The 25,875-nt window shown below is 37.3% G+C and carries 27 protein-coding genes; 10 read left to right on the top strand and 17 right to left on the bottom strand.

What is annotated here, in order from left to right; translation table 11 throughout:
• Nucleotides 1–272: 272 nt before the first annotated feature.
• The 8 genes from BTO11_RS10910 to BTO11_RS10875 all read right to left on the bottom strand — a co-directional run bounded on the left by BTO11_RS10910 (nt 273) and on the right by BTO11_RS10875 (nt 4,621).
• Complete coding sequence (locus BTO11_RS10910; RefSeq protein ID WP_105052631.1) at nt 273–698, bottom strand: hypothetical protein; 426 nt, start codon at nt 696–698, stop codon at nt 273–275.
• A gap of 116 nt (nt 699–814) precedes the next feature.
• The gene (locus BTO11_RS10905; RefSeq protein WP_105052630.1) at nt 815–1,276 is read right to left on the bottom strand and encodes a hypothetical protein; all 462 of its coding nucleotides are present in this window, start codon (nt 1,274–1,276) and stop codon (nt 815–817) included.
• A 577-nt stretch (nt 1,277–1,853) separates the two neighbouring features.
• Complete coding sequence (locus tag BTO11_RS10900; protein WP_105052629.1) at nt 1,854–2,138, bottom strand: hypothetical protein; 285 nt, start codon at nt 2,136–2,138, stop codon at nt 1,854–1,856.
• A gap of 104 nt (nt 2,139–2,242) precedes the next feature.
• A complete protein-coding gene (locus BTO11_RS10895; protein ID WP_105052628.1) occupies nt 2,243–2,719 on the bottom strand; it encodes a hypothetical protein in 477 nt (158 codons plus the stop codon).
• Between the two features lie 138 nt (nt 2,720–2,857).
• Nucleotides 2,858–3,181, bottom strand: coding sequence for a hypothetical protein (locus tag BTO11_RS10890; RefSeq protein WP_105052627.1), 324 nt, complete (start codon nt 3,179–3,181; stop codon nt 2,858–2,860).
• A gap of 114 nt (nt 3,182–3,295) precedes the next feature.
• Nucleotides 3,296–3,766, bottom strand: a complete 471-nt coding sequence (locus BTO11_RS10885; protein ID WP_105052626.1) for a hypothetical protein — start codon at nt 3,764–3,766, stop codon at nt 3,296–3,298.
• A 136-nt stretch (nt 3,767–3,902) separates the two neighbouring features.
• Complete coding sequence (locus tag BTO11_RS10880; protein ID WP_105052625.1) at nt 3,903–4,130, bottom strand: hypothetical protein; 228 nt, start codon at nt 4,128–4,130, stop codon at nt 3,903–3,905.
• A gap of 119 nt (nt 4,131–4,249) precedes the next feature.
• Nucleotides 4,250–4,621 (bottom strand): hypothetical protein, encoded by a 372-nt coding sequence (locus tag BTO11_RS10875; protein WP_105052624.1) that lies wholly within the window; start codon nt 4,619–4,621, stop codon nt 4,250–4,252.
• A 222-nt stretch (nt 4,622–4,843) separates the two neighbouring features.
• Between BTO11_RS10875 and BTO11_RS10870 the strand changes: the two genes are divergently transcribed.
• A protein-coding gene (locus tag BTO11_RS10870; RefSeq protein ID WP_105051382.1) for an IS3 family transposase occupies nt 4,844–6,015 on the top strand; the annotation gives its coding sequence in 2 pieces (ribosomal slippage) (nt 4,844–5,117 and nt 5,117–6,015; 1,173 coding nt in all).
• 80 nt (nt 6,016–6,095) lie between these two features.
• Here BTO11_RS10870 and BTO11_RS10865 read toward each other — a convergent pair.
• The 7 genes from BTO11_RS10865 to dapA form a co-directional block, all read right to left on the bottom strand.
• Complete coding sequence (locus BTO11_RS10865) at nt 6,096–6,827, bottom strand: pseudouridine synthase (protein ID WP_105052623.1); 732 nt, start codon at nt 6,825–6,827, stop codon at nt 6,096–6,098.
• 355 nt (nt 6,828–7,182) lie between these two features.
• Complete coding sequence (locus BTO11_RS10860; protein ID WP_105052622.1) at nt 7,183–7,440, bottom strand: DUF2999 family protein; 258 nt, start codon at nt 7,438–7,440, stop codon at nt 7,183–7,185.
• Between the two features lie 90 nt (nt 7,441–7,530).
• On the bottom strand, nt 7,531–8,751 hold the full coding sequence (locus BTO11_RS10855) for a phosphoenolpyruvate carboxylase (protein WP_105052621.1): 1,221 nt from the start codon (nt 8,749–8,751) through the stop codon (nt 7,531–7,533).
• A gap of 9 nt (nt 8,752–8,760) precedes the next feature.
• Entirely contained in the window at nt 8,761–9,396 is a 636-nt protein-coding gene (locus BTO11_RS10850) for a hypothetical protein (protein ID WP_105052620.1), read from the bottom strand.
• Nucleotides 9,393–13,097, bottom strand: a complete 3,705-nt coding sequence (locus BTO11_RS10845) for an ATP-binding protein (RefSeq protein WP_105052619.1) — start codon at nt 13,095–13,097, stop codon at nt 9,393–9,395. The genes BTO11_RS10850 and BTO11_RS10845 overlap by 4 nt, the downstream gene beginning before the upstream one ends.
• Before the next feature lie 261 nt (nt 13,098–13,358).
• On the bottom strand, nt 13,359–14,414 hold the full coding sequence (gene bamC / locus BTO11_RS10840; RefSeq protein ID WP_105052618.1) for an outer membrane protein assembly factor BamC: 1,056 nt from the start codon (nt 14,412–14,414) through the stop codon (nt 13,359–13,361).
• Nucleotides 14,415–14,430: 16 nt separating this feature from the next.
• The gene (gene dapA / locus BTO11_RS10835; RefSeq protein ID WP_105052617.1) at nt 14,431–15,321 is read right to left on the bottom strand and encodes a 4-hydroxy-tetrahydrodipicolinate synthase; all 891 of its coding nucleotides are present in this window, start codon (nt 15,319–15,321) and stop codon (nt 14,431–14,433) included.
• A 139-nt stretch (nt 15,322–15,460) separates the two neighbouring features.
• Between dapA and BTO11_RS10830 the strand changes: the two genes are divergently transcribed.
• Nucleotides 15,461–16,012, top strand: coding sequence for a glycine cleavage system transcriptional repressor (locus BTO11_RS10830; RefSeq protein ID WP_105052616.1), 552 nt, complete (start codon nt 15,461–15,463; stop codon nt 16,010–16,012).
• A gap of 111 nt (nt 16,013–16,123) precedes the next feature.
• Nucleotides 16,124–16,600 (top strand): thioredoxin-dependent thiol peroxidase, encoded by a 477-nt coding sequence (bcp, locus tag BTO11_RS10825; protein WP_105052615.1) that lies wholly within the window; start codon nt 16,124–16,126, stop codon nt 16,598–16,600.
• A 140-nt stretch (nt 16,601–16,740) separates the two neighbouring features.
• On the opposite strand, the gene BTO11_RS10820 is transcribed toward bcp, so the two are convergent.
• Nucleotides 16,741–17,820 (bottom strand): AI-2E family transporter, encoded by a 1,080-nt coding sequence (locus tag BTO11_RS10820; RefSeq protein WP_105052614.1) that lies wholly within the window; start codon nt 17,818–17,820, stop codon nt 16,741–16,743.
• Between the two features lie 325 nt (nt 17,821–18,145).
• On the opposite strand from BTO11_RS10820, the gene BTO11_RS10810 reads away from it, so the two are divergent.
• The 5 genes from BTO11_RS10810 to BTO11_RS10790 are packed head-to-tail and all read left to right on the top strand — an operon-like array spanning nt 18,146 to nt 21,774.
• Nucleotides 18,146–18,820 carry a hypothetical protein gene (locus BTO11_RS10810; RefSeq protein ID WP_105052612.1) on the top strand — a complete coding sequence of 225 codons (675 nt, stop codon included), beginning with the start codon at nt 18,146–18,148 and terminating at the stop codon, nt 18,818–18,820.
• A gap of 54 nt (nt 18,821–18,874) precedes the next feature.
• On the top strand, nt 18,875–20,338 hold the full coding sequence (bepA, locus tag BTO11_RS10805) for a beta-barrel assembly-enhancing protease (protein WP_105052611.1): 1,464 nt from the start codon (nt 18,875–18,877) through the stop codon (nt 20,336–20,338).
• A gap of 3 nt (nt 20,339–20,341) precedes the next feature.
• Complete coding sequence (gene arsC, locus BTO11_RS10800; RefSeq protein WP_105052610.1) at nt 20,342–20,689, top strand: arsenate reductase (glutaredoxin); 348 nt, start codon at nt 20,342–20,344, stop codon at nt 20,687–20,689.
• 7 nt (nt 20,690–20,696) lie between these two features.
• Nucleotides 20,697–21,272: an NAD(P)H:quinone oxidoreductase gene (wrbA, locus tag BTO11_RS10795; RefSeq protein ID WP_105052609.1), complete on the top strand. Its 576-nt coding sequence runs from the start codon at nt 20,697–20,699 to the stop codon at nt 21,270–21,272.
• 22 nt (nt 21,273–21,294) lie between these two features.
• Nucleotides 21,295–21,774 (top strand): DUF2069 domain-containing protein, encoded by a 480-nt coding sequence (locus BTO11_RS10790; RefSeq protein WP_105052608.1) that lies wholly within the window; start codon nt 21,295–21,297, stop codon nt 21,772–21,774.
• A gap of 169 nt (nt 21,775–21,943) precedes the next feature.
• Here the strand turns inward: BTO11_RS10790 and BTO11_RS10785 are convergent, their stop codons facing one another.
• The gene (locus tag BTO11_RS10785; RefSeq protein WP_105052607.1) at nt 21,944–24,166 is read right to left on the bottom strand and encodes an NADP-dependent isocitrate dehydrogenase; all 2,223 of its coding nucleotides are present in this window, start codon (nt 24,164–24,166) and stop codon (nt 21,944–21,946) included.
• 277 nt (nt 24,167–24,443) lie between these two features.
• Here BTO11_RS10785 and BTO11_RS10780 point away from each other — a divergent pair, with 277 nt between their 5' ends.
• Nucleotides 24,444–25,091: a pseudouridine synthase gene (locus BTO11_RS10780; RefSeq protein ID WP_105053738.1), complete on the top strand. Its 648-nt coding sequence runs from the start codon at nt 24,444–24,446 to the stop codon at nt 25,089–25,091.
• Between the two features lie 129 nt (nt 25,092–25,220).
• Nucleotides 25,221–25,697 carry an acyl-CoA thioesterase gene (locus BTO11_RS10775; RefSeq protein ID WP_105052606.1) on the top strand — a complete coding sequence of 159 codons (477 nt, stop codon included), beginning with the start codon at nt 25,221–25,223 and terminating at the stop codon, nt 25,695–25,697.
• Nucleotides 25,698–25,875: the final 178 nt, after the last annotated feature.

Here is a 25,875-nt window from a genome sequence, read left to right as displayed (position 1 = left end):
ATGAAGAAGACTCAGTAAAAAATGCATAAATACACAACAAGACTATAACAACAGAAGTAAACACTATTGATACAAGTAATCCTCTTTTTCGTTGAATAAACGCATTCAGTTGAAATCCAATAAAGAGCACTGAGAAAGCTATGATGAAGAAGAATTGCACGCCGAACTCCTGTGGCTTATAACGCCCGCCTAACACGCAATGTGTTGGCGTGGCTTTTTGCGTTGTTTGCCAAAACCATGACAACTTTACATTGTCGTTGTTTAGGCGCTTGTTAAGTAGCCGATTTCCACATAGCTACAATATTTTCATATTTTTCGTCGACCAGTTCATCATCATCTGGGCACGAAAATAAGACAACTTGAAGCGCATTATAGGATTTTGGAAACGGTGAAAGTCTTTCCATTATATCTAGTGCTTCGGAATCTGTTATCTCAGTTTTGTTGATGTATGAAAGAGAAGCTGGCTCAACGATGTCCTGCACTGGGCTGGCAAACGATTGCTTCCAATATTTATACATTTCCATATGCTTTACTTGATCCAGCTTCTCCGAGGCTGGCACTCTGCATATTTCGTGAAGTACGAGAAAAGGCGCGTTTTCACCTATTTCAATTGATTGCTCAATGATTCGCTTCCACTCACTTTCTTGATGGTAAGGAAACTTGCAATCAATGCTGTAATAAAATTCTTCGTAGGTCATTTTAAACGCCGTAATTTCCTTGGCTACTTAACGCCTCAATAAGGGGCTAAAAATTGTTTGCTAAAATGTTGAGGAACGAAACAGCAAACTGTTTTTAGTCCCTCTTGATTGCCTTGTTATGCATTGCCTGCACCACTACCTTCTTCAAGGTATTCAAGTAGTTCATCTAAATTTTCAGTCTGTGTAGAAATATAAACTTTACCATGAACTCCTGCATCTGCGACTATTGCTTCAATGCCATTATTACTAAAAGGGTAAAACTGTGAAATAGCATGAATAGGTATCGTTTTTTTAAAATACCAATAGTTACGACCAATTAGATTTCCATCTTGTATTTCAACAGCAGCAAGCCGAATCAAAATAGCAATAAGAAACGAAAAGAAAGCGGAAAAAGCAATTATGCCTAAGAAAAATAAAGGTAATTGAATTAAGGTAATGTGCTCAAAAGTTTTCTCTACACTCATATCATTCTTAAAAAAACGAATAACAAATACAAAAGAAACCGGAATTGAAATCGCTAAACTCATAAACTTGGTAAGTTTTTTCCAAATATTTATCCATAAAACATTATATTTCACCGAAACTCCTAAAATGCATAACGCCTGAATAATGTGTGAACTAGTTTGGCAGTTTTATTGCGTCGTTTGCAACTAAAAATGACAAACTAAAGTGAATCACTATTCATTCTCTTGTTATGTATCGCCTCTCTATAGATGGTTATATAAGGCATTAAAAATACTAAAAACAATACTATATATAAATATGGGATGCTACCACTGAATAACAGCAATAGGATTAATGCAAGGTGGCAAAACACTGAAACAAAATTATGCCTGTACGTTAGATATGTAAAGGTGAGGAAAGCAATAATATAGAATAAAGGCCAACTCCCTAAATTAGAACCTAGCATAATTGCAGTAACAACTAGTGCAACTGGCGGCACGATAAAAGCCAATAGTGCCACTATAATCGAAACAACTAGAATTCCGCCAGATACAGAATCGGATACTTTGAATAATTTTGAGCAGAGTTTAGACATATTCACTTAGAAACATAACGCCCGCCTAACACGCAATGGTTGGCATGGCTTTTTGCGTTGTTTGCCAAAACCATGACAACATTACATTGTCGGAGTTAAGGCGCTTGTTATGAGTACTACTCTAGCATCATGGAAATGCCCGTGCATTTTTTGCCACACCTTCGAATTTCTCTAAGTATTTCATCAATCTTAGGCGATGTGGTTTTTACAATCGAACCATCTTTTAAATGCAATTCTACATATAAACTGTGCGCTTGAAATGCAGAATCCACATTTCCAGAGTTCAATATTACTATCGCCTCATCCCACGTTACAAATGCATCTCGCTTCTTGATATTAGTACTAGTACAAGAAACTAATAACAATGACGCTAAAATTAACCAATTTCTCATAGTACTCATAACGCCCGCCTAACACGCAATGTGTTGGCGTGGCTTTTTGCGTTGTTTGCCAAAACCATGACAACATTACATTGTCGGAGTTTAGGCGTTTGTTATACGCTAAATCAATGAGATCTATCGTCAACTAATTTACACTCCGTTGTTAAACCTGAATCGTAAGTAGTTTTGACTGCTCCATTATCTAATGACTCTTGAGTCCCATATAAAGTTGAACCAATGCTAGGAAGAAGGTTACTAGCTCTTCCTTCAGAAAATACATTTAACTCATCATTAATAATTTCCCAGTCTGCTGTAATTAATGTTTGTTCCACGGAGTTACCATCTTTATGAAAGTCAAAAGTTACTTTTGATTTCAATAATGACTCTTTATTGGTAGATATTTCCCTGACAATGACTGTAGAGTTCGTTTCACCATATACACCATCACGAATTTCTGATGTGCTCTCGCTTATCCCAATCCAATCCTCGTTTATTTTAGTTTCTTGAAAGCAATTCCAGACTTCCACACTTGTATTTGGCTTACAACCGAATAACACTATCACGATTAATGCACTAACAAGAAAAACTCTGTTCATAAACATATTAAGTTCCTAAAGGCTCAAAATTATCGAAGCGTATAACGCCCGCCTAACACGCAATGTGTTGGCGTGGCTTTTTGCGTTGTTTGCCAAAAACATGACAACTAAACATTGTCGGAGTTAAGGAGCTTGTTATGTTTTTTAATACGTTTGTACTTTTACAATGTTAAAAAATACTTTATTTCCAGTGCATTCTGCCCCAGTTGTTTGATGTAAAGTAATTGTGTATTTGTTTGCTAAAGCCGTATTTAAAAGCATTAAATTATTTTGTAATCCTATTTCATCTTCTACGCTCAGATAAAACCGATCACCTTGGCAATCATCTTTATGTGGTTGATGTGAGATTTCAACCATAACGTTACGCCCTTCAACTAAAGTTATTTCCTGGATTTTACCTTTCGCAACAAAAGAATTGGCCAGAGCATTTAAACTACAAAATAAAAATAAAGAGAGTAAAATTTTCACTGTAAGTCCTATAAAACATAACGCCCCACTAAGAGGCAAAAAATAGTTGGTTAAAATAAGCGACGAAGGAGCAAAAACCAACTGTTTTTTGTCCTTTTGAGTGACTTGTTATGTTTATACCTGCAAATCATCTTTAGCTGCATCTTTAAATAGAGATATACATTTATCAATATTCAGTAAATTTTCATCCGCTTCATATACCTCTATATCTGTTTCTAAGTCCGACGTTACTATTTGATGGCTGTCGGCGCTAACTTCTAAATTCACTATTAACCATACTAAAGATTCTTCTGCCTCATCAGATATAAGTAAATAGCCAAGGTCGCGATACTTATGTAAGTCGTGTTTCTGATTGTTAAAATTTTTTATTAGGGCTGCAACCTCTTCACTACTCTTCTTGGTCGTATCATCTAAAATCTGATGACTCACCTTCTTCAATTCGTGAAGGCAGGATAGTGTAGATGTATAAACTTCTAGTTTCTTATTCCAGAACTGCGTTTTACGGTGCCTTCTTAACGCAATTGACCAAGCAACAAACGCGGAAAACACTGATGCAATAAAGGCGATTAATATTTTTTCAGCCATCTGAGGACTCTCATGTAAACATAACGCCCGCCTAACAAGCAATGTGTTGGCGTGGCTTTTTGCGTTGTTTGCCAAAACCGTGACAACTAATCATTGTCGGAGTTCAGGCGCTTGTTATAACTCAAATACCACAAGTCTATTGTTTAAGTGATTTTTTACTTTTTGACTTCCACAGAAAATAACCAAAAAATATCCCTGTAATTGGAAATATTATTATAGAAGAAATTAGCCCATCGAAAAAGTTTCGTTCACCCGTTAAATGCATAATTAATTGAAAAACAATAGCCGTAGGAATACCCCAACCTAAAACACCTTTAAGTAAAATAAAACGAAATATATTCTGATTACTTTGATTCGTACTCATAAATCCTCCTTGAGTTATAACGCCTGAATAATGTGTGAACTAGTTTGGCAGTTTTATTGCGGTGTTTGCAACTAAAAATGACAAACTAAAGTGAATCACTATTTATTCTCTTGTTAGATTTATTGTGCAGATAAAGGTCTATTCTTGATATAAACCCAGCCTTCTCGACCATCAGAAAGTGTAAATCCTCTTGCTTTGATACCGATTAAAAGCCTTCTGCATTCATCTAGTTGCGAACCAGTAACCTTTGATAAAGTTTCTAACGATCTGCCTTCTGAAAATCTTGAATCACTTAACATTTTATTAAGAAGCTCTTTCCTAGCCTCATCAATAGTTACTTGCTGCTTATTTTGCATTTTATAAATAATAACATTACCAATGATAGCAATTAAAGCACCGATAACAACGCCACCTAATCCAATTAAAGCAGTCCAAAAGCTAACATCACTTACAACTTTGTCTACAAGTAATGTAATTAATTGTTCATCCATGTGCGGGTAACTCCAATATAAATCTAACGCCCGCCTAACACGCAATGTGTTGGCGTGGCTTTTTGCGTTGTTTGCCAAAACCGTGACAACTAATCATTGTCGGAGTTCAGGCGTTTGTTATACGCTAAGTCAATGAGATCTATCGTCAACTAATTTACACTCCGTTGTTAAACCTGATATGACTCCACAAAAGTAGACACCTATTTTTAGGAATAAGGTGTCATGAAAATCGAATTCAGACGTAAGCACTCCATAGAGTTTAAAATAAAAGCCGTTCAACAATCGCTAGACTCTCCAGATACCGTTAATATGACGGCATTAAAGCTAGGAATACATCCAGCAACCCTATCAAGGTGGAGAAACCAAATGACCTCTAAAAAACACACAAACAAGCCAATTAAGAATGCAGGTCCAGATAAGTCTTATACTGATTTAGAGCGCCAAGTACGTAAACTCGAAAAGCAACTTGAGGAGGCTCAATTGGAGAATGATGTGTTAAAAAAGGCGAAGGCCTACTTCGACAAGCTAAAAGAATAAGGTTCGCGTATATAAATAAACACGCGAATACAAAACAGCCCGTTAATAAAATGTGTAAATGGCTGGGTGTTTCCAGAGCTGGATATTATAAATGGTGCCAACAAACACCCAGTAAACATGCAGATAAAAACACATTACTGAGGGACTTTCTAAAGCGCGTTAGTGATAAAGAGCATTGCATTCCAGGTTATAGAAAACTATGGGATGCAGCTGTATCTCATGGTTTTGATTGCAGTCAAGGCAAAGTACAACGCTTGCTACAGTGTATGGGTTATCGCTCAGTCGCGGGAAAACACAGAATGAATAAGGCAGCTAAAGAGTCAACATTTATTCCGACGACTCATATACTACAACGCCAGTTTGATGTGAAAGAAGCAAACAAGGTGTGGGCTTCAGACATCACTCAAGTTCGTTGTAATGAAGGCTGGCAGTACTTGTGTGTCATTCTCGACTTGTACTCACGTAAAGTGGTAGGTTGGGCAACGAGTAGAATAAACAATGCCTCTTTAGTTATTAAGACGTTAAAGAAAGCATGGGAAGCTCGTAAGCCAGATGGCGATAATTTATTGTTTCATTCAGACCAAGGATGTCAGTACAGGGCAAAAGATACAATCCGCTGGCTGAATAAGAGAGGCGTGACAATTAGCATGTCTAGAAAAGGAAATTGTTGGGATAATGCATGCTCAGAAAGCTTCTTTGCCCAATATAAAAAAGAATGGATGCATAACTTAACTCAATTGAGTCGAAATGAAATGACTGTACAAAGTCGTTTTTATATTGAAAAATATTACAACTCAGTAAGAAGGCATGGCACTCTAGGGTATATGAGTCCCATGCAATATGAAGAATTAAATTAACCCCGTGTCTACTTTTACGAGGTCACATCACACATCACACTTACGACTTATAGCTTACAACTTAAGACTTAAGACTGCTTTTACTCCTCATAAAAATACCCCACCTCTTCTTCTGTTAAATAACGCCATTGCCCTACTGGGATATCTAAGTTTAACGGCCCTACTTTTTCGCGGTGTAATGCCACGACTTTATTACGGACTGCACCAAACATACGTTTTACTTGATGGTATTTGCCTTCGGTTATGGTGAGTAATACTTCTTTTTCTGTCACGACGGTTAGTTTGGCGGGTAAGGTTAACTCTTCTCGGCCTCTGAGCAATACGCCGTTAACCAGTTGGTTTATGGCATCGTCTGTGATTGGATCTCGTAGGCTTACTCGGTAGACTTTTTCACATTCACTTTTGGGTGAAATAACGTTAAAAGACCAACGACCATCGTCGGTGATCAAAACTAACCCTGTGGTGTCTGCATCTAAACGCCCTGCTATATGTAGGTTTTCTACATCCGCTAAATCTAAATTATTAGCATCATCAGAAATTAAGTTATCAATAGTTAAATTATTAAATAGCGATGGATAACGACCACTTACGTTAGAACTGACAAAGCCGGCTGGTTTATGCAGCATTAAATAACGAGATGGACGCGCTTGTAGGATTTCGCCGTCTAAAGTCATCACATTATTTTCATGCACTTGGGTGGCTTCATGGCAGTCGTACCAACCGTTTATTTTCACTCGGCCAGAGCTTATTGCCTCACGCGCCTCTGCTCGTGTGAAGTGGGTACTTTTACAAATGAATTTATCTAGGCGCATGCTAAGCTCGTAAATCGGCAGTTCATAAATTGACAGTTTTAAATTGGGGAACGATAAGGTTGACTGCCGCTGACAATCACATGCCAACGGCTGAGGCTAAAGCCCAACTATCTATAAGTTCGGTTATCTACAACGAAACTAATAGCTCGAAACTCAAACCTCGTAACTCAAACCTCGTAACTCGAACCTCGTAACTCAAACCTCGAAACTCAAACCTCGTAACTCAAACCTCGTAACTCGAATCTCAAACCTCGAATCTCAAACCTCGTAACTCGAATCTCAAACCTCGAACCTCGTAACTCAAACCTCGTAGCTCTTACCTCTTATCTCGAAACTCGCGGCTCGAAACTCTTATCTACTGCCCGTTCTTTAACGTTTCTTTGGCTTGTTCTACTTTTGAGAAGTCTAAGCCCAATTCTTCAACCGCTTCTTTAATTAAACCAGGATTTGTCATTACCAAGCCCATTAATGACTGTAATTTTTCTGGCGGAATACCCAAGGTTTGAATGGTCATCATAGCGGCCATTGGATTTTCTGTTAATGTTTTAAATAAGTCGTTAATTTGCTCTTGGCTAACGTTGTGTTCTTTTAATATTTGGATAATTGGGTTCATTTTTGATCCTATTTTCTTAATGATTTTATCTGTTAACCACTATAGTCGAGACAATGGCTAACCTGTTATTTATTACGGACTATACAAGTATTAGCGTAACCCTAATTCAATATCTTGAATGATAAAGTTTCCAGTATAAATTTCATCTTCTATACCGGCTAAATCTATATCAAAGAAGTCACGTTCACTGTCTGGTAAACCTTGAAATGCACCAAGAACTTGGTATATCCATACTTCTTGATCAAAGTCTAAGTTGTGTTGGTTAAAATAATCGAGCGCACGTGTGTTTTTGCCCGAGTCAATCACCTGACAGAAATAGCGTTCCACTTCGTCTTTTAACAAGTCTTCATTTAATTCTATTGAGGTTTCTTGTTCTAATATTAATGCCGTTGCAACTACCCGATTTTTCTTACCTTGCCATAATCTATTTATGCTGCGTAAGTTATCGACCAGTGAAGTTAATTCAAACTCATGCTCCACGTTATAAACATCTGGCGCAGCACCTTTAATGATACAAGCTGCGTGGTTAAACAAGTTTGGAACTTGTGATAAAGAGGAATAATTAACTGGAGTAAAGTCTGGCTTTTGCTCCATGTGTAACATAAAGCCCTTAAGCAAACGGGTTCTGCCTTTAAATTCTCTGAATCTGCCTAACAACTCAAGTAATTTACTCTGCACTAAACTGAGTTCTTGCGTGCTGGTAGCAAATGCAGATTGCAGCGTGATCACCAATAAATGACGCAACTCTCTATGGCTTCCCGCTAACTGACTTAAAATATCAAAATGGAACATAGATAACTGATTTAACATGTCGGTTACTTGAGTTTGCGCTAATTCGTTTTCACGAATTTTGGCATCAACCGAACTCACATAACCAAACTCATTACTAATACGCGACCATAATAAACGCACATTGGTTGATAAAGTTTCCGTTAAGGTATAAACATGTTCAGTTAAGTCTGACAAATACGCTTGCGACTCATGATACTTTTGTTGCGCTAATGCTTCTTTATAATGCTCAGCTTGAGTGGTTAACGTCGTTAATAAGTTACCAATATTGGCATCTATCTGACGATTACTCTCATCTTGTAAGCTTTCCTCTAACAAAGTTCTTAACGACGGACGCAAACGTAATTCTACATCTGACTCTGGTCGCCACAGCACTTTAAGGTCGATTAGATTTTGAATAATGTTTGGTGAATGCTCAGCTTCATTAACACTACCGCTAAAGTAGGTTTGCATGATCAACTCTGAGTGATTACTTAACGCGTTAAGTAAGCTCAAGCCTGATTTATTTAAGTTAATATTCATTAATTAAACCTACAGCAAACTTGGTTGACTAATTGAGTCTTCGGCACGTTCTGACAACGACAAGTTTTCAGTTTCATCAACAAACTTAAGTACGTCAAATAGGTAATCAATTTTGCCTGTGGCACAGTAAATTTGTTTATCCATATTTGGGCGAACCAAATAACCTAGTTCAACTAATCGCTTAAAGATAAGTTTAAGCTGCGAGTCGAGCTCGTTAGCTTTTGAACCAAACATTGAATAGCGCGATATTTTACCCAGTTGCTCTGCATACGCAGGCGTATCTTCAACGACCGTTTGCACTTCTTGTAGTCGAATTAATGCACCTTGAGTCAATGGTACGTCTGTCCCCATGGCTTCTTGTACTAACAATAACCATTCAATTAAAGGCAGAAGATGGCTAGACACATCGTTGAAGTGGGTTGCCAATACTTTACGTTCGGCTTCACCAATTGAGCTATAAGAACAAAAATACACTTCTCCGTCGGCTGCACTAGATAAGTGACGATTAAGTACGTTTAGTTGTTGCTCCACCAGCTCTCTGTTAGCGCTAGATTGTAAATAACGGAAAGCATCTTCGTCTATTGTTGTACAAACAAATTGACCGGATAACAATAATTCTAATACGCGACCTTGTTCTGTGATCATGCGCCTGCTCCTTCTTGAATATCAGAGTGTCCAGTATCGGATTTGTTCTCATCCGTTTTTTTTGTTTGTAACTTTTGCGTAATAGCGCTGACTTTAGGTTGAACAACCTGTAGTTGTTTTTTGTCTTTGTCTATCAAGTAACGGTTTTCAAATAAGGCCAATACTTCTGACTCTGGATTTGGAAACGCACCAACAACGTGGATATTGTTGTTCTGACAAGCATCAAATATCTTTTTAATATTACTTTGATGCAAAGTCCCTAACTCATCTATTGGCCAGTGAATAATGGTTTTACTGTTGCCTCTTAATAAGCGAGTAAAGGCTAATAAGAATTTACATAAGATTAAGTACGCCATACCGTGACTTGACGATTCGTTTAACTGGCGGTCAGTTCTAATGATTAAGTCGCTGTTACCTTCTTTAATATGCAGCTCAATATCTAATAATTTGCTAATGCCACCGGTTAACGCAGAACGACCTAAAATATCCATAACACGACGCATGCTGTAAGCATAATCGTCGCCAGGTAAGTCGTGCGCGCCTTCGCTGATCCAGTCCGTGTACAATTTATTAAACTGTTGCAGTTCTGGCCAAAATTCAAGTTCGCTGATTTTAGAACGAATTTTAACAGCAGACTCAGACACGCCATCCAAAAATAGCTCTTCATCCACTTCTTTACTGATACGTTTGCTTTGTCCGCCTATGTGCCCTTCTATGTCTTTTAGAAGTTTGTAGTATTCAGACAAGGCTAAACCGAATATACGGCCTTGTTCACGAATACCGTTGATACGTTGCGGTACTAATTCATTAATAAATTGATCTAAATGGCCAACCAAACGAATGTGATCTAGTGAACGAATACCTTGTTCGTTAACCACTGAACATTCCGCTCGGCTGTGTTCCCATGTATCGTAAAATCCAGTACCTGATTGGGCTGCAATTTTTTGGTCAAAGTGTTCTACGTAAGCTTTAATGTCGGCGGCTAAGTCTTCACGTTTAACTAAACGAGTTTGCCCGTCGTTAATACGTTGAGAGATTGAACTGCTTTCTTTGTTAACGTCTGCAACTGGCAGTTTTAATTTAGCCAATTGTTTGCTGATGTTGCCTAGCTCAAACTCTTGCTCGTTAGCTTCTTTTAAGTTTTTCTCAAACTCTAGTTGTTTTGCTTTGGCTTGTTCAACATTTTGTTTATAAGTGGTTTGTTGTTTCTCAAGTTCACGCGATGTATCGCTCACCTGTTTACGAACATCAGCAAGTTGCTCTTGCCATTTAACTTTATGACCCATGTAATAGGTGTTATACCAATGTTTGTATTCCGCTACTAAGTGGCTGTTTTTCTCGGTTAACTGAATGTCTTGTTTTAACTTGGTAATATCACGTTTTAACTGACCAATCACGTCAACGTCTACACCACGGTTGGCTAATTCATCTTTTAACCAGCTATCTAGCTTAGACAACTCTTGTTTTAACGAGCTACGGCATTGGCTGATATGCGTTTCTATTTGCGCAAGCTGCTGCTCTATATCGGTAATAACAAGCTGCCAATGTGAACTTAGTTCCATTTCAGCTTCACGTTGTTGATCTTGTAGCTCTTCTATCGCTTCTTGCTGTAATAGGTTTAGCTTTTGACTGTCTGACTTTAGCTTGGCAAGTTTACTGGTGTAGCTTTGTTTACGCTCTTGCAATGCTTGATGGAACTCTTGTAAAGCATCGTCTTTGTCTTGTTGCGCACGTTTACGACTTAACTCAGCGTTGTTTAACTCTGTGCTAATTTTAGTTTGTTGCATTTCTGCATTACGTACCGCTTTATTTGCTTCTACCAGTTTGGCTTCTACCGCATCTTGGTTGGTCACGATTTGACTAAGCAGCTCTTGTTCTTGCTCTAAACGCGATTTTAATTCGTTTTCCGACTCTGCATAATCTGGATGTGGAACATTACCTAACTCCAATAACATACCGTATAAGGCTTTACTTGAGTCACTGTCTAAACTTGGGTGTAAGTCGGTTCTTTTTAATAAGTCTGGGTGAATGACTTTACCTAATTCAAATTCCCAACCGGATTTTTCTCGACGTAAAAATTCTAATAAGGTGTTTTGACCTGGATACAGTAATTGCTCTGTGTGTTCCACTCGAGTTTGCTGTTCAGAGAACTGCTTACGGGTTTGTTCTAATTCTTTATTGGTTTTATCACGTGCCGCTTTCGCTTTGCTTAACTCAACGTTGGTTTGATTGAGTCTATCGCGACAACTGTCTTCAATGCTTGAGGCTTCTTTGATGGTATGTTCAAAGATATCTATTTGATTTTGCTCTTGGTTGGTAAAACCAACATTGTTAACTAAAGTACTTATTTCTGTGATCTGATTTTTTAACTCATGTTGCTGATTCTGATAATCGGTTTGAGCAGCAGAGATCTGATCTTTGTATTTTTGTTCAGTATTTAGTAACTGTGTTTGTTGCTCTGCATTTTTACTGGCAAGTAGATCACGGCCTTTGTCTTTTTGCTCGTTATACCCTTCCAGTTCTTGATTATGTTGCTCTTGCACTTCACTTTTACGTTTGTGGAATGTGGCTTCAATATCTTGATGTTTCTCGGTTATTAAGGTGTAACGAGACTCGCCACTTTCTAATTCGTTTTTCCAACGCGGCAGACTCTCTAAGTTTTGGCTTAGCTCTTCTATGTTTTTGTCTTGCCACTCGTCAAACTGTTGTTCAACGGCGTCTAATTCAGACTCTAGCTTACGGCTGTCGGCTTTGGCACCTGATAAGGTTTGATTTAAGCTGTCTCTTTGTTCAGACCAAATGGACTCGGACTGTTTAATGGTTAATACCACTTCATCTAACAAGGCATCATTTTCAGCTATGGTTTGGGCGATTTTTGATAAATCTAAAGTGTATTGTTGTTTTAACTGGGACAATCTTTGATTGTTTTCGCCGTATTCAAAATGCGCTTGTTCTAATTTGCCAAACTCAGGTCGAATATCTTCAAACCCTTTGATTAGTTTACATTCACGTATCCACTCTTCCACTTTGTTGTGGCTAAGTTTGGTTTCCCCCGGCTGTACGCCGTCTTCTTCCAAAATAGCGGCAACCATGGCTTTAATGGTTTCCATTTTACCTTCTTTGGAATGTACGGCTTTGGCGAGTTTTTCGATATGGCGTAAATTGGCATTTTGTTCACACAAGCTGAACAAACGAGCAAGACCAGGAAGGTCGCGGTTGGTAGACAACACACTACGATCGTTTTGAATAATGGCTTTATATTCTTTGGTATTTAATATGCGGCTACAAATAATACCTTGGCGTTTGATGTCTCGGCTTAATTCTTTTGGCGGAATAACATAACGTTCTTCGGTTAATGAGCTTTTTGCATAGTCTTCAATGTCGAACCCTTTGGCAATTAACCTAAAGTCGACACCCGTTCCATTTGAGCTTAATACCACCTGACACGTTTCGTCATTGTCTCTGTGGTATTCATAAATTATATAACTACATTCAGTTGGCAAATACCAACGTTCAAAGCTATCACGAGTAGCAGGAACAACACGGCTTGGATACTCACCATAGAAAACAGGAATTAAGCGCTGTAAGGTAGTTTTACCCGACGCGTTAGTACCACAAATATTAGTGTGACCATTGAGTTTTAATTCTACGATGCCACTCATGTGGGTATTGATTAAAATAATTCGATGTAAAGCTGGCATAGGATCTCTGAATGTATTCGTGATTCATATCAATAAGATTACGACTTCTTATTGCGATGATTATAGTTATTAAGCTGTTTATAAGGGCTAAAGTGTTCAAATTCAAGCAAAAGATCCGATTAAGATCCCATTTCGCTATAAATGTACAATTTGTCGGCACTCTTATAATAATCTGATCTGAAAACAAAAAAGGCGCTCAATTGAGCGCCTTTGTTTATTGTCTAACTTTCAAGCTAATGCCGATAAATTAGTGGTTAAAGATTAAAGCTCGGCTTCATCTTCTTTTACTATTTGCATCATTATTTCGAACAGTTTTTCCATGCTTGCTTGGTCTAAGAATGAACCTTTCTTAGAGCGGAAGCTAATATGAATACCTGTAGTGCTTGAGCTTAATACAACTTCATACTTACCAGGTTCAATATCTAATTTACCTGAGTGATCTGAATTGAATAAGCGATTCCAAAATGAGTCATTTGATTTGCTATATGTCACATCAAATATATGTAAATCTTCGTCTGAGTCGTCAATATCAAAGCCCATGTCTTCAATAATGCTATCAATTTGTGACCATACATATTTCATATCTTGCTGCGTGCTAATAACATAATTACCCGATACGTTTTTCACTAGTGAAAGTGTGATATCTAAAGACGCACGCTCTTTTAATAATTTAACACGGTAAATATAGTCTAGCTCTAACATTACGTCGTTTAATGACTGTACCGCTAACGCTTCTTTTCTATAGCTAGCAACATGATTTGGTGCTAAATCTGAACTCAGTTTTTCATAATTTAACATGTCGATGTAAATTTCACCGCTACGTCCGTGTGGCTTCATGTTAACCACTAGGTTGTAAGCAAAGCTTTCAACATCCACTAAGTCTTCAAAAAACCAATAACCGTCATCTTCTTGAATAAGATGCTCAATTCGATAACCCGTACTGTTTTTTGTTAAGGTTAAATTGTTTTGTTCTGCATATGATTGTATGCCTTGGTCAATGAAAGTAGGAAAATCTTCAACTAATTCAGGTTTTTCTACTTTTATTTTTGCTGGATGTTTATCTTCTAAATCTATCCAACTGCCTTCAAATATAACGAGTACGGTTGTAGGTGAAGTAACTTCCCCTTCTACATCAGCAGAAGCTTTAACCTTTGGTAAGTCATACTCTCTGCTTTTCTTAGGGTCACTAAATCCAGCTGGAATAACTAAACCTGACTTTCTATTTTCAGCGTTGTCTTTTTGATCATCAAAAGAAGATGAACAAGCCGTGGTAACCGATAATACAACTGATACAGCTGCCAATTTGATAAAATTCACTTAGTACTCCGAATGACTAATTTACGTGTTGTAAAGCTAGTTTGATGGTCTTATGGTTATTTGGTTCCATTGTAACCAAAGGTAATCTAACCATATCACTAGAAATCAAGCCTTTTTCTTTTAATGCCCACTTAGTAGGTACTGGATTTGGCTCTATAAATAAATCGCGATGCAATAAACAAAGCTTTTCATCGTATAATTCTGCATCTTTCTGGTTATCGGCAATACTTTCCTTAACCATTTTCTGCATTAATTCTGGTTCAACATTCGCAGTTACCGAAATAACACCGTCACCACCTAAAGATAAATAATGCTGAGATGTTAAGTCATCACCACCAAATAACAAAAATGATGAGTCCTGTTGTTTCATCGCGCTAACACGTGATAAATCACCAGTGGCGTCTTTAATACCAACAATATTATCAATTTCCATTAACTCAAATACAGCCTGATTACTTAAATCAACACCGGTACGAGAAGGCACATTGTATAAAATAATCGGTTTACGTGTTGCCGCAGCAACCGCTTTAAAATGTTCAACCATGCCTTTTTGGCTTGGTTTATTATAATAAGGTGTCACGGTTAAATAACCGTCTATCGCTAAGTTGTCTAATTTTTTGGTTTTCTCGACTGTCGAACGGGTGCAATTTAAACCATTACCAACAATAAGTGGTAAACGACCTTGGTTTTGTGCAATTGCAACGTCTAATACCTGAGCTTGTTCTTGCTCAGTTAATGTGGCAGTTTCCGCTGTAGTACCTAGTATGACCAAGCCATCAGTACCACTTTCTATATGCCAATCTACCAATTTCTTTAAGCCAGTATAATCAACATCACCATTTTCAAACATAGGTGTGATTAATGCGACAAAACAACCTGAAAAATTATTAGTTCCTGTGGATGACATGATCCCTCCTGATATTAAGCGGGCTATGTTACTCACGCATAGATAACAAAACAAGCGTCTTTCAACCTTCTGGTGTGTTTTTATCCTTATATGTTAAACTTGCCCGACATAAAACAATAGATACTGTGATTTTTATACAATGAGCTCGTCGCTTTCTACTACACCAACCAAACATTTAGTACTTACCGTTATCGGTAAAGATAGAACCGGCTTAGTAAGCCAATTAACTGGCTTAATCACACAATGTAAATGTAATATTTTAGACAGTAAAATGGCTATATTTGGTAGTGAATTTACTATGATCATGTTATTAGCTGGCGACAATGCCTCATTAGCCCAGTTGGAAGTACAACTTCCTCCGCTAGCGATGTCGCTTAACTTATTAACTATGATGAAAAGAACCACGACTCATAAAGGTCTGGAACGAGCTCGATATCAAGTTATTTTTGATGGACCAGATAGCTCAGGTACTATCCGTTTACTAACCAACTTTTTTGCTAAACATAAAGTAAGTGTTAGTAGCTTAAAGTCAAAAGCCACCAATAAAGATGGTAAAGAATGGCAAATCGCTGAAATCAACATAGGTTTAACCGACGAAATCGAACTTGATACCATCATATCTGGTTGTGAAGCTTTATGTCAGACTCTAAGTATGACTTGTACATTTAGCCCAATTACTATTGAGCAGTAATATTTATATCTTGCTGTGTAAGCACTTTATCTTATGCCAATCATGTTAATTATTGGCTTAAGCGCGGAACAGATAACTATAATTTAAATAACTAATTAGCAGAATAAAACCATGAATACACTTAATGTAGGCGACAAAGCTCCAATGTTTAAACTTGAAGATCAAAATGGCGACATATTTGATTTAGCAGAAACATTAAAAACCAAACAGGTTTTAGTTTATTTTTACCCAAAAGCGATGACACCAGGCTGTACGGTGCAAGCACAAAACTTAAGAGACGTTAAACAGCAGTTAGACCAATTAAATACGGTTGCTGTTGGTATTAGCCCAGATGCCGTTAAACGCTTAACTAAGTTTACTGAAAGAGATGAATTGAACTTCCCATTATTATCTGACGAAGACCACGGTGTTGCTGATGATTTTGGTGTATGGGGCTTAAAAAAATTCATGGGTAAAGAATACGACGGAATTCATCGTTTAAGCTTTTTGGTTGGCCAAGACGGCACTATCAAACATTTCTTTAATAAGTTTAAAACTAAAGACCATCATCAGGTTGTATTAGATGTGTTGGCGGATTTAGCTAAGTAATTAGTTTAAATAAACTGTATTACATACAAAAAAGGCTTCTATTAAATAATAGAAGCCTTTTTTATTTATATTATCTTATCTTACCTAAATGTCTCAGCGGTATAGCTGTGTAAATAACAGGTGTGTAAATAACAATACTATTATTTACAATCACTTGCTTCTAAAGCATCAGGTTCGCTTTTCCCTGCCCAAGCATTTATAACCGCTTTCACTAACGATGCTAAAGGTATAGCAAAAAACACGCCCCAAAATCCCCACAAACCACCAAAGAATAGAACGGCGACTATGATATAAACAGGATTTAAGTCAACAGCTTCTGAAAATAATAAAGGAACTAATAAGTTACCGTCGAGTGTTTGAATAACGCCGTAAGCGATCATGACCGCATAAAAGTCTGGTGTTAGACCAAACTGAAATAACGCAACAATGGTTACAGGTACCGTTACCGCAGCGGCTCCAATATAAGGAATTAACACTGACAGTCCAACCAACAAACCTAATACAGCAGCGTAACGTAAGTCCATAATTGCAAATGCAATATAAGTGGCGGTACCAACAATCACTAACTCAATCATTTTACCGCGAATATAGTTAATGATTTGCTCATTCATCTCTGTTGTTACTTGAGTGATCAAACGTCGTTTAACCGGCATTATTCTATCAAAGCCGGCTAATAATTTAACTTTGTCTTTTAGAATGAAGAACACCATCATAGGCACTAAAATTACATAAACGAGTATGGCGACGACATTAGTTAAAGAAGACACCACAGCTTGTACCGAACTCTCTAACACCGAGACTAGTTTAGTATCAAAATTATTAACTAAATTAGTAATAAGTGCAGGGTCAAGACTTGGATATAAATCTGGTAAGGTATAAATATAACGTTTTATGTACACCATCATGTCTGGCAATTCTTTAACTAAACCAATACTTTGTTTCCAAATAACTGGAATAGCCAAAACAAAGACCATGGTCATCACACCAATAAATATGGCAATAACAATGGTTGTGCTTAGGTTTCGATTTAAACCTAACTTAGTTACCTTTTTGACCGGCCATTCCAACAAAAATGCAACGACTAACGCTACAAATACCGGGATCAATAATTGACCAAATAAAGTGATCACTAATGCGGTTAATACAATAACCAACATTAAAGTTACGGCATTTGGATCTGAGAAGTTTTTCTTGTACCACTGGATCAATACGTCGAACATGTCTTATTGGGTCCTTTACTTTATGCTGCTATCGTCAGCCAACTTTACTTTCACACAGTCACATAAAGATTGAGACTGATAAATTATGTTTTGATTATCTAGGTAAGATGTAAAATTGTATAGGCTAATTTCATCATCAAACATAAATTCTTTAGAGTTATTTTTAATTAAGTATTGTTTGGCTTTTACGAATGCCAAAGGACATTTAAGCCCTTTTCCATTAAATATCATAAATTAAAGCTAATATAATTATTTTTTACTTCATTAATTTACCACAATACTGAATACTTGTAGTTAAAGTAATTTAAAGAGTAGTATTTTTATTATGGCTAATTATCCTGACACACCGCTATTGCCTGTCAATCCAACGATTAAGGATATTAACGCCTATAAAAAGAAAATAAACTGGGGTGAAACGCCTGCTTTTTTTCATCTTATCGCCAATGCTGTAGCGGAATCTGAAGGCTTTATCAGTCATGGTTTTGAAAATGCCTATAAAAAAATCGTTGATCGCAGTAATTGGAATTACGATAATTTAGGTATAGACCCATCCATTGATATTAATAAAATAGGCCATATTGAGTTAACACAGCCTTTAAAAAAGCCGCGTATTTGTCTTTACCATGTATTTAATAGACAAGGTTATGAACTAATTGCCCTGCCTTACATCAAAGACATACTGATTGATGAATACCGTAGTGGCGATCCAAACATGGAATTTGATGTTTGGGACCCGTCTCACATGAAAGTATTGGTACGGATATCTCAATTGCATAAGTTCATCGCATTTAATAATAAAAATGGTGATGAAGCCGATATGGCACTTATCGTCCATGCTTTTAATGTAGTGAATAATATAATTACCACGTTAAAACAAGAAGTTGATGTATACGCAGTTAAAGGTATGTCGATAAAAGATGCATTCAATGTACAAAGCTCTAATCCAAATTTGGCACCTGATGATGTCATTAAGAGCCAAACTCTAGATGGTGATTTGTAATATCTTACTGAATCAGTATCCTACAAAAATCAAATGAGAAAATAAAAGTAGTTTATGTATAAAAAAATTACCTCAACCGTTACCGCCTTTGCCATTTCCGTAGGTTTATTTTCAGCGGCATCCTCTTTTGCCGCTAATAATGAACTTCCAGATTTGGGCGCTTCAGCATTAACGGTATTAAGTATTGAAAAAGAGAAGCAGCTTGGAGAGGTTATATTTAACCAATTACAAGGCCGTGCGTCATTACTCTACGACCCACTCGTGAAAGAGTACATTAACTCTGTCGGCAATAAGTTGGTGGCACACTCTAAAGATGTAAACTTCCCTTTTACTTTCTTTGTGGTAAACAGTCCTGATATTAATGCTTTTGCATTCTATGGTGGATATGTTGGTGTACATACAGGCTTAATTGCTAACGCAGAAACTGAAAGCCAACTAGCCTCAGTACTAGGCCATGAAATTGCTCACGTTACTCAACGTCATTTAGCACGTAGAAAAGAAGCTTCCGCACAAACTTCAAATATGACCTTAGCCGGTATTGTCGGCTCTATATTACTGGCGGCAATTAGCCCACAAGCTATGATGGCCTCAATGATGGCGACTACGGCTGGGGCACAGCAGGCTATGATAAATTACACCCGAAGTAATGAACAAGAAGCCGATAATATTGGCATGAATGTGTTAGCAACAGCGGGGTTTGACCCTTATGCGGCAGCAGAGTTTTTTGGTAAATTACAAGAACAACAAAGGTATCAAACTAAGTTAGCGCCTTTTTTAGTTACTCACCCATTAGCTGACTCTCGAGTCACTGACGCTAAGCTTAGAGCTCAGCAATATACTAAAAAGTTTTATGCTGATTCTTTAGATTTTTTACTAATGCGCGCTCGTGTGATGGCTCGTTATATCTATGATAAAGATCATGTTGTCGAAATATTCAAAGACCTAGTAAAAAAGCAACAAGGAAATAAACAATTTGCAGCTCAATATGGGTTAGCCTTAGCGTATTTAGATACCGAGAAATTAGACTTAGCCGAAGAGTTACTCGCTCAGCTAGAAGAGTTAACAACAAATAACTTATACATATTAGATGCTCAATCAGATTTATATATTGCACAAAATAAGCCGGAGAAAATTCTAGAAAAATTAGCTTATGCTTATCAATTAAGACCCAATAATTCTGTAGTTACGTTAAACTACGCTAATGTTTTGCTAAAAAGTAATAAACAAAAACAAGCGATTCGTATTTTAGAATATTATTTATTAACGAAACCAAACGATTTTTTAGCGACACAACTGTTACGAGATGCATATAAAGCCGATGAAAACATGGCTAGATACCATATAACCAGTGCTGAGTTATTCGCATTACGCTCTGATTACCGCAACGCGGTTAAGTCAGCCGATATAGCATTAACTGTGTTGACGGAAGATCAGAAGTCAGAAGTTAAACGTATTGAAGCACTTAAAATTAAATACCGTGACCGTGACAAGTACATCAAAAACATTAAAGGATTTTAATCTATGAGTATCACTATTTTCCATAACCCTAGATGTTCTAAAAGCCGACAAACCCTGGCTTTGTTAGAAGAAAATGGCGTTACGCCTGACGTTTTTGAGTATTTAAAATCACCTGTAACTGTCGAGCTATTAACGTCTATAGTGACAAAGTTAGGTGTTAACGTTCGGGATATCATACGTAAAAAAGAAGCTGAATTTAAAGAGACAGGATTGGATAACCAATCGTTAACCGATGCTGAGATTTACACTATTTTAGTCAACACACCTAAATTGATAGAACGCCCTATTGTGATCAATGGTGACAAAGCGGCTATTGGCCGACCTCCAGAAAACGTACTAGCTATATTATAAATTGAATATGACAAACTCATCCCCTTTTGTTTTAGTCCTATATTATTCACGTCATGGCTCTGTGCTGAACTTAGCAAAGCAAATTGCTAAAGGTATTGAGTCACAGGGTGTAGAAGCCAAGATCAGAACCGTGAGTGATGATCACAATGAAGATGCTGACTACCCTTATGTCACTGAGCAAGAATTAGTATCTTGTTCTGCAATTGCTCTGGGCAGTCCTTGTCGATTTGGCACTATGGCCGCGCCATTAAAAGCCTTTTGGGAAAGCACTTCAATTAACTGGCTAAACGGTGATTTAATTGACAAGCCTGCGTGCGTATTCACCTCTAGTTCAAGCTTGCATGGTGGCAACGAAGCAACCCTACTCTCTATGTCGTTACCTCTGTTACACCACGGTATGTTATTAATGGGTGTGCCATACTCTGAACCAGAATTACATAATACAACAAGTGGTGGAACGCCTTACGGCGCAAGTCACGTGTCGGGTTTAAACTCGAACAATGAATTAACCAAAAGTGAAATTACTATCTGTAAAACTCTTGGTCAACGCTTAGCGATAACCGCTAAAAAACTTTCTCAGTAATTTAACTCTTTAAAGAATAAACATGCAAAAATTTGAAAATGTACAAGATGCTTTTAAAAATGCACCTATGGCTCAATTTGTAAAAAAGCTCAAACTATTAGGTTTAACTAGTTACTTATTATTAGTTGCTTATTACCCAATACTGTTTGTAATTTTAGAGCCAAATCCAGATGCTGCACCATATATACCAATGACCTTGTTTTGGGTACCTATGTTGTTCGCAGTAAGAGGCCTAATTCAAGGTAATCCTTATACCTATGCCTGGAGCAACTTTGTTTTGATGTGGTGTTATATCCATGGTTTAACATCGTTATGGACTTACACAGGTAACATTGGATTCATCATTATTGAAGTTGTATTACTCACGGGCGCATTTATTGGTAATACTTATTTTGCTAGATTCAGAGGCAGAGAACTTGGTCTTGCTTTACCAAAAATAAAAGAAATTAAAGAGCAAGAAAAAGCTTTTTTTGAAAAACGTTTAAATGATACCGACGTTTAATTGATTTCAGTTAAATTGACAGGGTTGAGTCTAAGTTAACAAACCCGAAACGTTCAGAGATGCACTAAAGTTAAAAACACATTTCAGGACGGGTCAGAACACACGAACAAACAAACAAAAAAGCCAGAGGAATTCCTCTGGCTTTTTTTATGCTACAAATACTAAGTGGTTACTTAACTAAAGCTAACCCTTCGTTAAATGTAATACTTGGACGCATAGCTGCAAAGCCTTTAGCATCGTCTGGCTTGTAGTAACCGCCAATGTTCATTGGTGAACCTTGAACTGCTGCTAATTCAGCAACAACTTTGGTTTCATTAGCCGCAAAGAAGTCAGCAACGTCACTAAACTTAGCTTTTAACTCAGCATCGGTAGTTTGTGCAACTAACTCTTGTGCCCAGTACATAGATAAGTAGAAGTGTGAACCACGGTTATCAAGCTCGTTTACTTTACGAGATGGAGATTTGTTGTTCTCTAAAAATTTAGCTGTCGCTTTATCTAACGTATCCGCTAGAACTTGCGCTTTAGCATTGTTAGTTGTGTTAGCTAAATGCTCGTAAGAAGCTGCTAGCGCTAAAAACTCACCTAGAGAATCCCAACGTAAATGGTTTTCTTTTTCAAACTGTTGAACATGTTTAGGCGCTGAACCACCTGCACCCGTTTCAAACAAACCGCCGCCGTTCATAAGAGGAACAATTGACAACATCTTAGCCGACGTACCTAACTCTAAAATTGGGAATAAATCAGTTAAGTAATCACGTAATACATTACCTGTTACAGAAATCGTATCTTCACCTTTTTTCAAACGCGCTAGTGTAAAACGAGCTGCTGCTTCAGGAGTAAGAATACGTAAGTCTAAACCGTCTGTGTCATGATCTTTTAAATACTTATTAACTTTCTTGATGATTTCAGCATCATGTCCGCGTTCTTCAGTTAACCAGAATACCGCAGGCATCCCAGATAAACGTGAACGGTTAACCGCTAATTTTACCCAATCTTGGATTGGTGCATCTTTCGCCTGACACATACGGTAAATATCACCCGCTTCAACAGCGTGTTCAAATACAACATTACCATCTTGGTCAGTTACTTTTACTGTACCGGCAGCTGGGATTTCAAATGTTTTATCATGTGAACCATATTCTTCTGCTTTTTGAGCCATCAAACCAACATTAGGTACTGTACCCATAGTTGATGGATTAAACGCACCGTTTTCACGACAGAATGAAATTGTTTCTTGGTAAATACCAGCATAACAACGATCAGGAATAACCGCTTTCATATCTTGCAACTTACCAGCTGCATTCCACATTTGACCAGAGCTACGGATAGCGGCAGGCATAGATGCGTCGATGATCACATCAGAAGGTACGTGTAAGTTAGTGATACCTTTATCAGAATCAACCATAGCGATATCTGGTGCAGTTGTATAAACAGCTTCAATGTCAGCTTTGATTTCAGCTTGTTTAGCTGCGTCTAACGTAGCAATTTTTGCGTAAACATCACCAAGACCATTTTTAACGTCAACACCAAGCGCTTCAAATGTTGCTCCGTGTTTAGCAAATACGTCTTTGTAGAAAGCTTTAACGACATGACCAAAGATAATTGGGTCAGAAACTTTCATCATAGTTGCTTTTAAATGAACAGAGAATAAAACACCTTTTGCTTTTGCATCGGCAATTTCAACTGCTAAAAAGTCTTGTAGTTTTGCAACGCTTAAAAATGATGCGTCAATGATTTCGCCAGCTAAAACATCAAATGCATTTTTAAGCACTTGAACTGAACCGTCTTCTTTAACCAATTCAATTTTCACTGAACCTGCTTTTTCAACGGTTACTGATTTTTCACTACCGAAGAAATCACCGTCAGTCATATGAGCAACATGTGATTTAGAATCTTTAGCCCAAGCACCCATTGAGTGAGGGTTTTTTCTTGCATAAGCTTTTACAGCACCTGGAGCACGACGGTCAGAGTTACCTTCACGTAATACAGGGTTTACTGCAGAACCTAATACTTTTGCATAACTTGCTTTGATTGCTTTTTCTTCGTCAGTTTTGGCTTCTTCTGGAAATTCAGGAAGTGCGTAACCTTGAGCTTGCAATTCAACGATAGCTGCTTTTAATTGTGGGATTGATGCACTAACGTTAGGAAGTTTAATGATGTTAGCATCTGGCTGTTTAGCTACTTTTCCTAAGTATGCTAATTCATCACTTATCTTTTGGTTGTCAGGTAAAAAATCCGACAAGTTTGCGATAATACGTGCAGATAATGAAATATCACTTGTTGTAACTTCAATACCAGCTGTAGCGCTATACGCTTCAACTACTGGTAAAAATGAATACGTCGCCAGAGCTGGCGCTTCATCTGTTTTGGTATAGATGATTTTAGATGTCATTGCTTTTCCCTACATTGTGCAGTGTGAATGTCTGACCAACTAGTTTTAATGGATAAAAAAACAACACTTGTTGTCTAATTACAACATTTAGCCAATTTAATCAGTTAAACCCCATATAATTGTTCGAAATTTAAACAATACCAAACAAACTATAATAAAGTCTGAATTTTGGGTATGAATACTATAAAATACGGGGCATTAATGAAAGCATTTTATCCAATTAGCCGATATGAATTTTTCAAATAAGACTAACCTTAAAAGTAATAAAAACAAATCTATGCCTCGTAAACAGACTAAAAGCACTAATAAATTAGGCCGCACATCAGGTAACCCGAAGAGTAAATTTAACTCAGGCAATTACCAACCCAAAAAAGCGCCTGAACAAACTCAAGTGGTATTGTTCAATAAACCATTTCAAGTTCTTACTCAGTTTACCGATGCTGACGGCAGAAAAACATTGAAAGATTATATTCCAATCTCTGGTGTTTACCCGGCAGGCCGTTTAGACAGAGACAGTGAAGGCTTGTTAGTGTTGACGAATAATGGGCAATTACAAAATAAAATAGCTAGCCCTCAACACAAAACAACTAAGTGTTATTGGGTTCAAGTTGAAAACATACCAAATGATGAAAAATTACAACAATTACGTGATGGCGTTGAACTCAATGATGGCATGACTAAACCCGCACAGGTTAAGATTATTGAGCAACCTAAACTTGTTTGGGACAGAGAGCCGCCAATTCGTCAACGTAAAAACATTCCAGATTGTTGGTTGGAGATTGTTATTTCTGAGGGGCGCAACCGTCAAGTTCGTAGAATGACCGCACATATTGGTCACCCTACTCTCAGATTAATTCGTTATCGCGTTGGTGAATGGACAATTGACGATATTGTTAATGGCCAATACAAGGTGTTAACCCTGTAATAAATAAAAACTTATGTGTCGCTTATTAAATAACGATACCAGTACAAAAGTTAAAATTTGGTATTTAATTGAAAGTAATTTAATATCAAATATAAATCCTATATTTAAATCTAACAGAGCATAACTTATATGAGCCAACCGCAACGTGATATCACCCTACGTTTTCTTGCCGAACCACAAGACGTTAATTTTGGCGGTAAAGTTCATGGTGGAGCTGTAATGAAATGGATAGATTTAGCAGCTTATGCATGTGCTGCTGGCTGGAGTGGACGCTATTGTGTTACCGCTTACGCTGGCGGAATACGTTTTATTGCTCCAATTCATGTAGGCAGCTTAGTGGAAGTAGAAGCTAAAGTGATTTACACAGGAAATTCATCAATGCACATTGCATTAGAAGTTAACGCTTGTGATCCTAAATCATTAAATCGTCGCCTTACCACACATTGTATTGTGATCATGGTGGCCGTTGATCAAAATGGTCAGCCTGAAAAAATCCCAGAGTGGATACCGAAAACAGAAGCCGATATAAAACAACATGCTACTGCTAAAAAGTTAATGGAAATACGTAAAAAAATAGGCGAAGAAATGGAAATATTTGTCGAGTAACCTAACTCACCAATCGTTTCATCTGTTCACTAATTTACCTACCAATATGCTTTCACTCGTTATTGCGTATTACAAGACACTAAAAGTAATTTAATCATTTATTTTTAGTGTCTTAACTTTATCCAGTTCCTCTCCTCCCTTGTGTTTTACTGACTATTAAAAAACTTATATTTACCGA

Origin of the sequence: Psychrosphaera saromensis (genome assembly GCF_002954545.1) — a bacterium.
Classification (GTDB): domain Bacteria; phylum Pseudomonadota; class Gammaproteobacteria; order Enterobacterales; family Alteromonadaceae; genus Psychrosphaera; species Psychrosphaera saromensis.
The sequence above is the reverse complement of the archived record's forward strand: the minus strand, read 5'-3'. Positions and strand labels throughout refer to the sequence as shown.

Coding starts and splice junctions, on each gene's coding strand:
- BTO11_RS10910 (WP_105052631.1), bottom strand. CDS start 698: ATGACCTACGAAGAATTTTATTACAGCATTGATTGCAAGTTTCCTTAC.
- BTO11_RS10865 (WP_105052623.1), bottom strand. CDS start 6,827: ATGCGCCTAGATAAATTCATTTGTAAAAGTACCCACTTCACACGAGCA.
- BTO11_RS10855 (WP_105052621.1), bottom strand. CDS start 8,751: ATGAATATTAACTTAAATAAATCAGGCTTGAGCTTACTTAACGCGTTA.
- BTO11_RS10850 (WP_105052620.1), bottom strand. CDS start 9,396: ATGATCACAGAACAAGGTCGCGTATTAGAATTATTGTTATCCGGTCAA.
- BTO11_RS10885 (WP_105052626.1), bottom strand. CDS start 3,766: ATGGCTGAAAAAATATTAATCGCCTTTATTGCATCAGTGTTTTCCGCG.
- BTO11_RS10775 (WP_105052606.1), top strand. CDS start 25,221: ATGAGCCAACCGCAACGTGATATCACCCTACGTTTTCTTGCCGAACCA.
- BTO11_RS10900 (WP_105052629.1), bottom strand. CDS start 2,138: ATGAGTACTATGAGAAATTGGTTAATTTTAGCGTCATTGTTATTAGTT.
- BTO11_RS10830 (WP_105052616.1), top strand. CDS start 15,461: ATGAGCTCGTCGCTTTCTACTACACCAACCAAACATTTAGTACTTACC.
- bepA (WP_105052611.1), top strand. CDS start 18,875: ATGTATAAAAAAATTACCTCAACCGTTACCGCCTTTGCCATTTCCGTA.
- BTO11_RS10780 (WP_105053738.1), top strand. CDS start 24,444: ATGCCTCGTAAACAGACTAAAAGCACTAATAAATTAGGCCGCACATCA.
- BTO11_RS10785 (WP_105052607.1), bottom strand. CDS start 24,166: ATGACATCTAAAATCATCTATACCAAAACAGATGAAGCGCCAGCTCTG.
- BTO11_RS10875 (WP_105052624.1), bottom strand. CDS start 4,621: ATGGATGAACAATTAATTACATTACTTGTAGACAAAGTTGTAAGTGAT.
- bcp (WP_105052615.1), top strand. CDS start 16,124: ATGAATACACTTAATGTAGGCGACAAAGCTCCAATGTTTAAACTTGAA.
- BTO11_RS10820 (WP_105052614.1), bottom strand. CDS start 17,820: ATGTTCGACGTATTGATCCAGTGGTACAAGAAAAACTTCTCAGATCCA.
- BTO11_RS10845 (WP_105052619.1), bottom strand. CDS start 13,097: ATGCCAGCTTTACATCGAATTATTTTAATCAATACCCACATGAGTGGC.
- BTO11_RS10790 (WP_105052608.1), top strand. CDS start 21,295: ATGCAAAAATTTGAAAATGTACAAGATGCTTTTAAAAATGCACCTATG.
- BTO11_RS10810 (WP_105052612.1), top strand. CDS start 18,146: ATGGCTAATTATCCTGACACACCGCTATTGCCTGTCAATCCAACGATT.
- BTO11_RS10895 (WP_105052628.1), bottom strand. CDS start 2,719: ATGTTTATGAACAGAGTTTTTCTTGTTAGTGCATTAATCGTGATAGTG.
- arsC (WP_105052610.1), top strand. CDS start 20,342: ATGAGTATCACTATTTTCCATAACCCTAGATGTTCTAAAAGCCGACAA.
- dapA (WP_105052617.1), bottom strand. CDS start 15,321: ATGTCATCCACAGGAACTAATAATTTTTCAGGTTGTTTTGTCGCATTA.
- wrbA (WP_105052609.1), top strand. CDS start 20,697: ATGACAAACTCATCCCCTTTTGTTTTAGTCCTATATTATTCACGTCAT.
- BTO11_RS10880 (WP_105052625.1), bottom strand. CDS start 4,130: ATGAGTACGAATCAAAGTAATCAGAATATATTTCGTTTTATTTTACTT.
- BTO11_RS10860 (WP_105052622.1), bottom strand. CDS start 7,440: ATGAACCCAATTATCCAAATATTAAAAGAACACAACGTTAGCCAAGAG.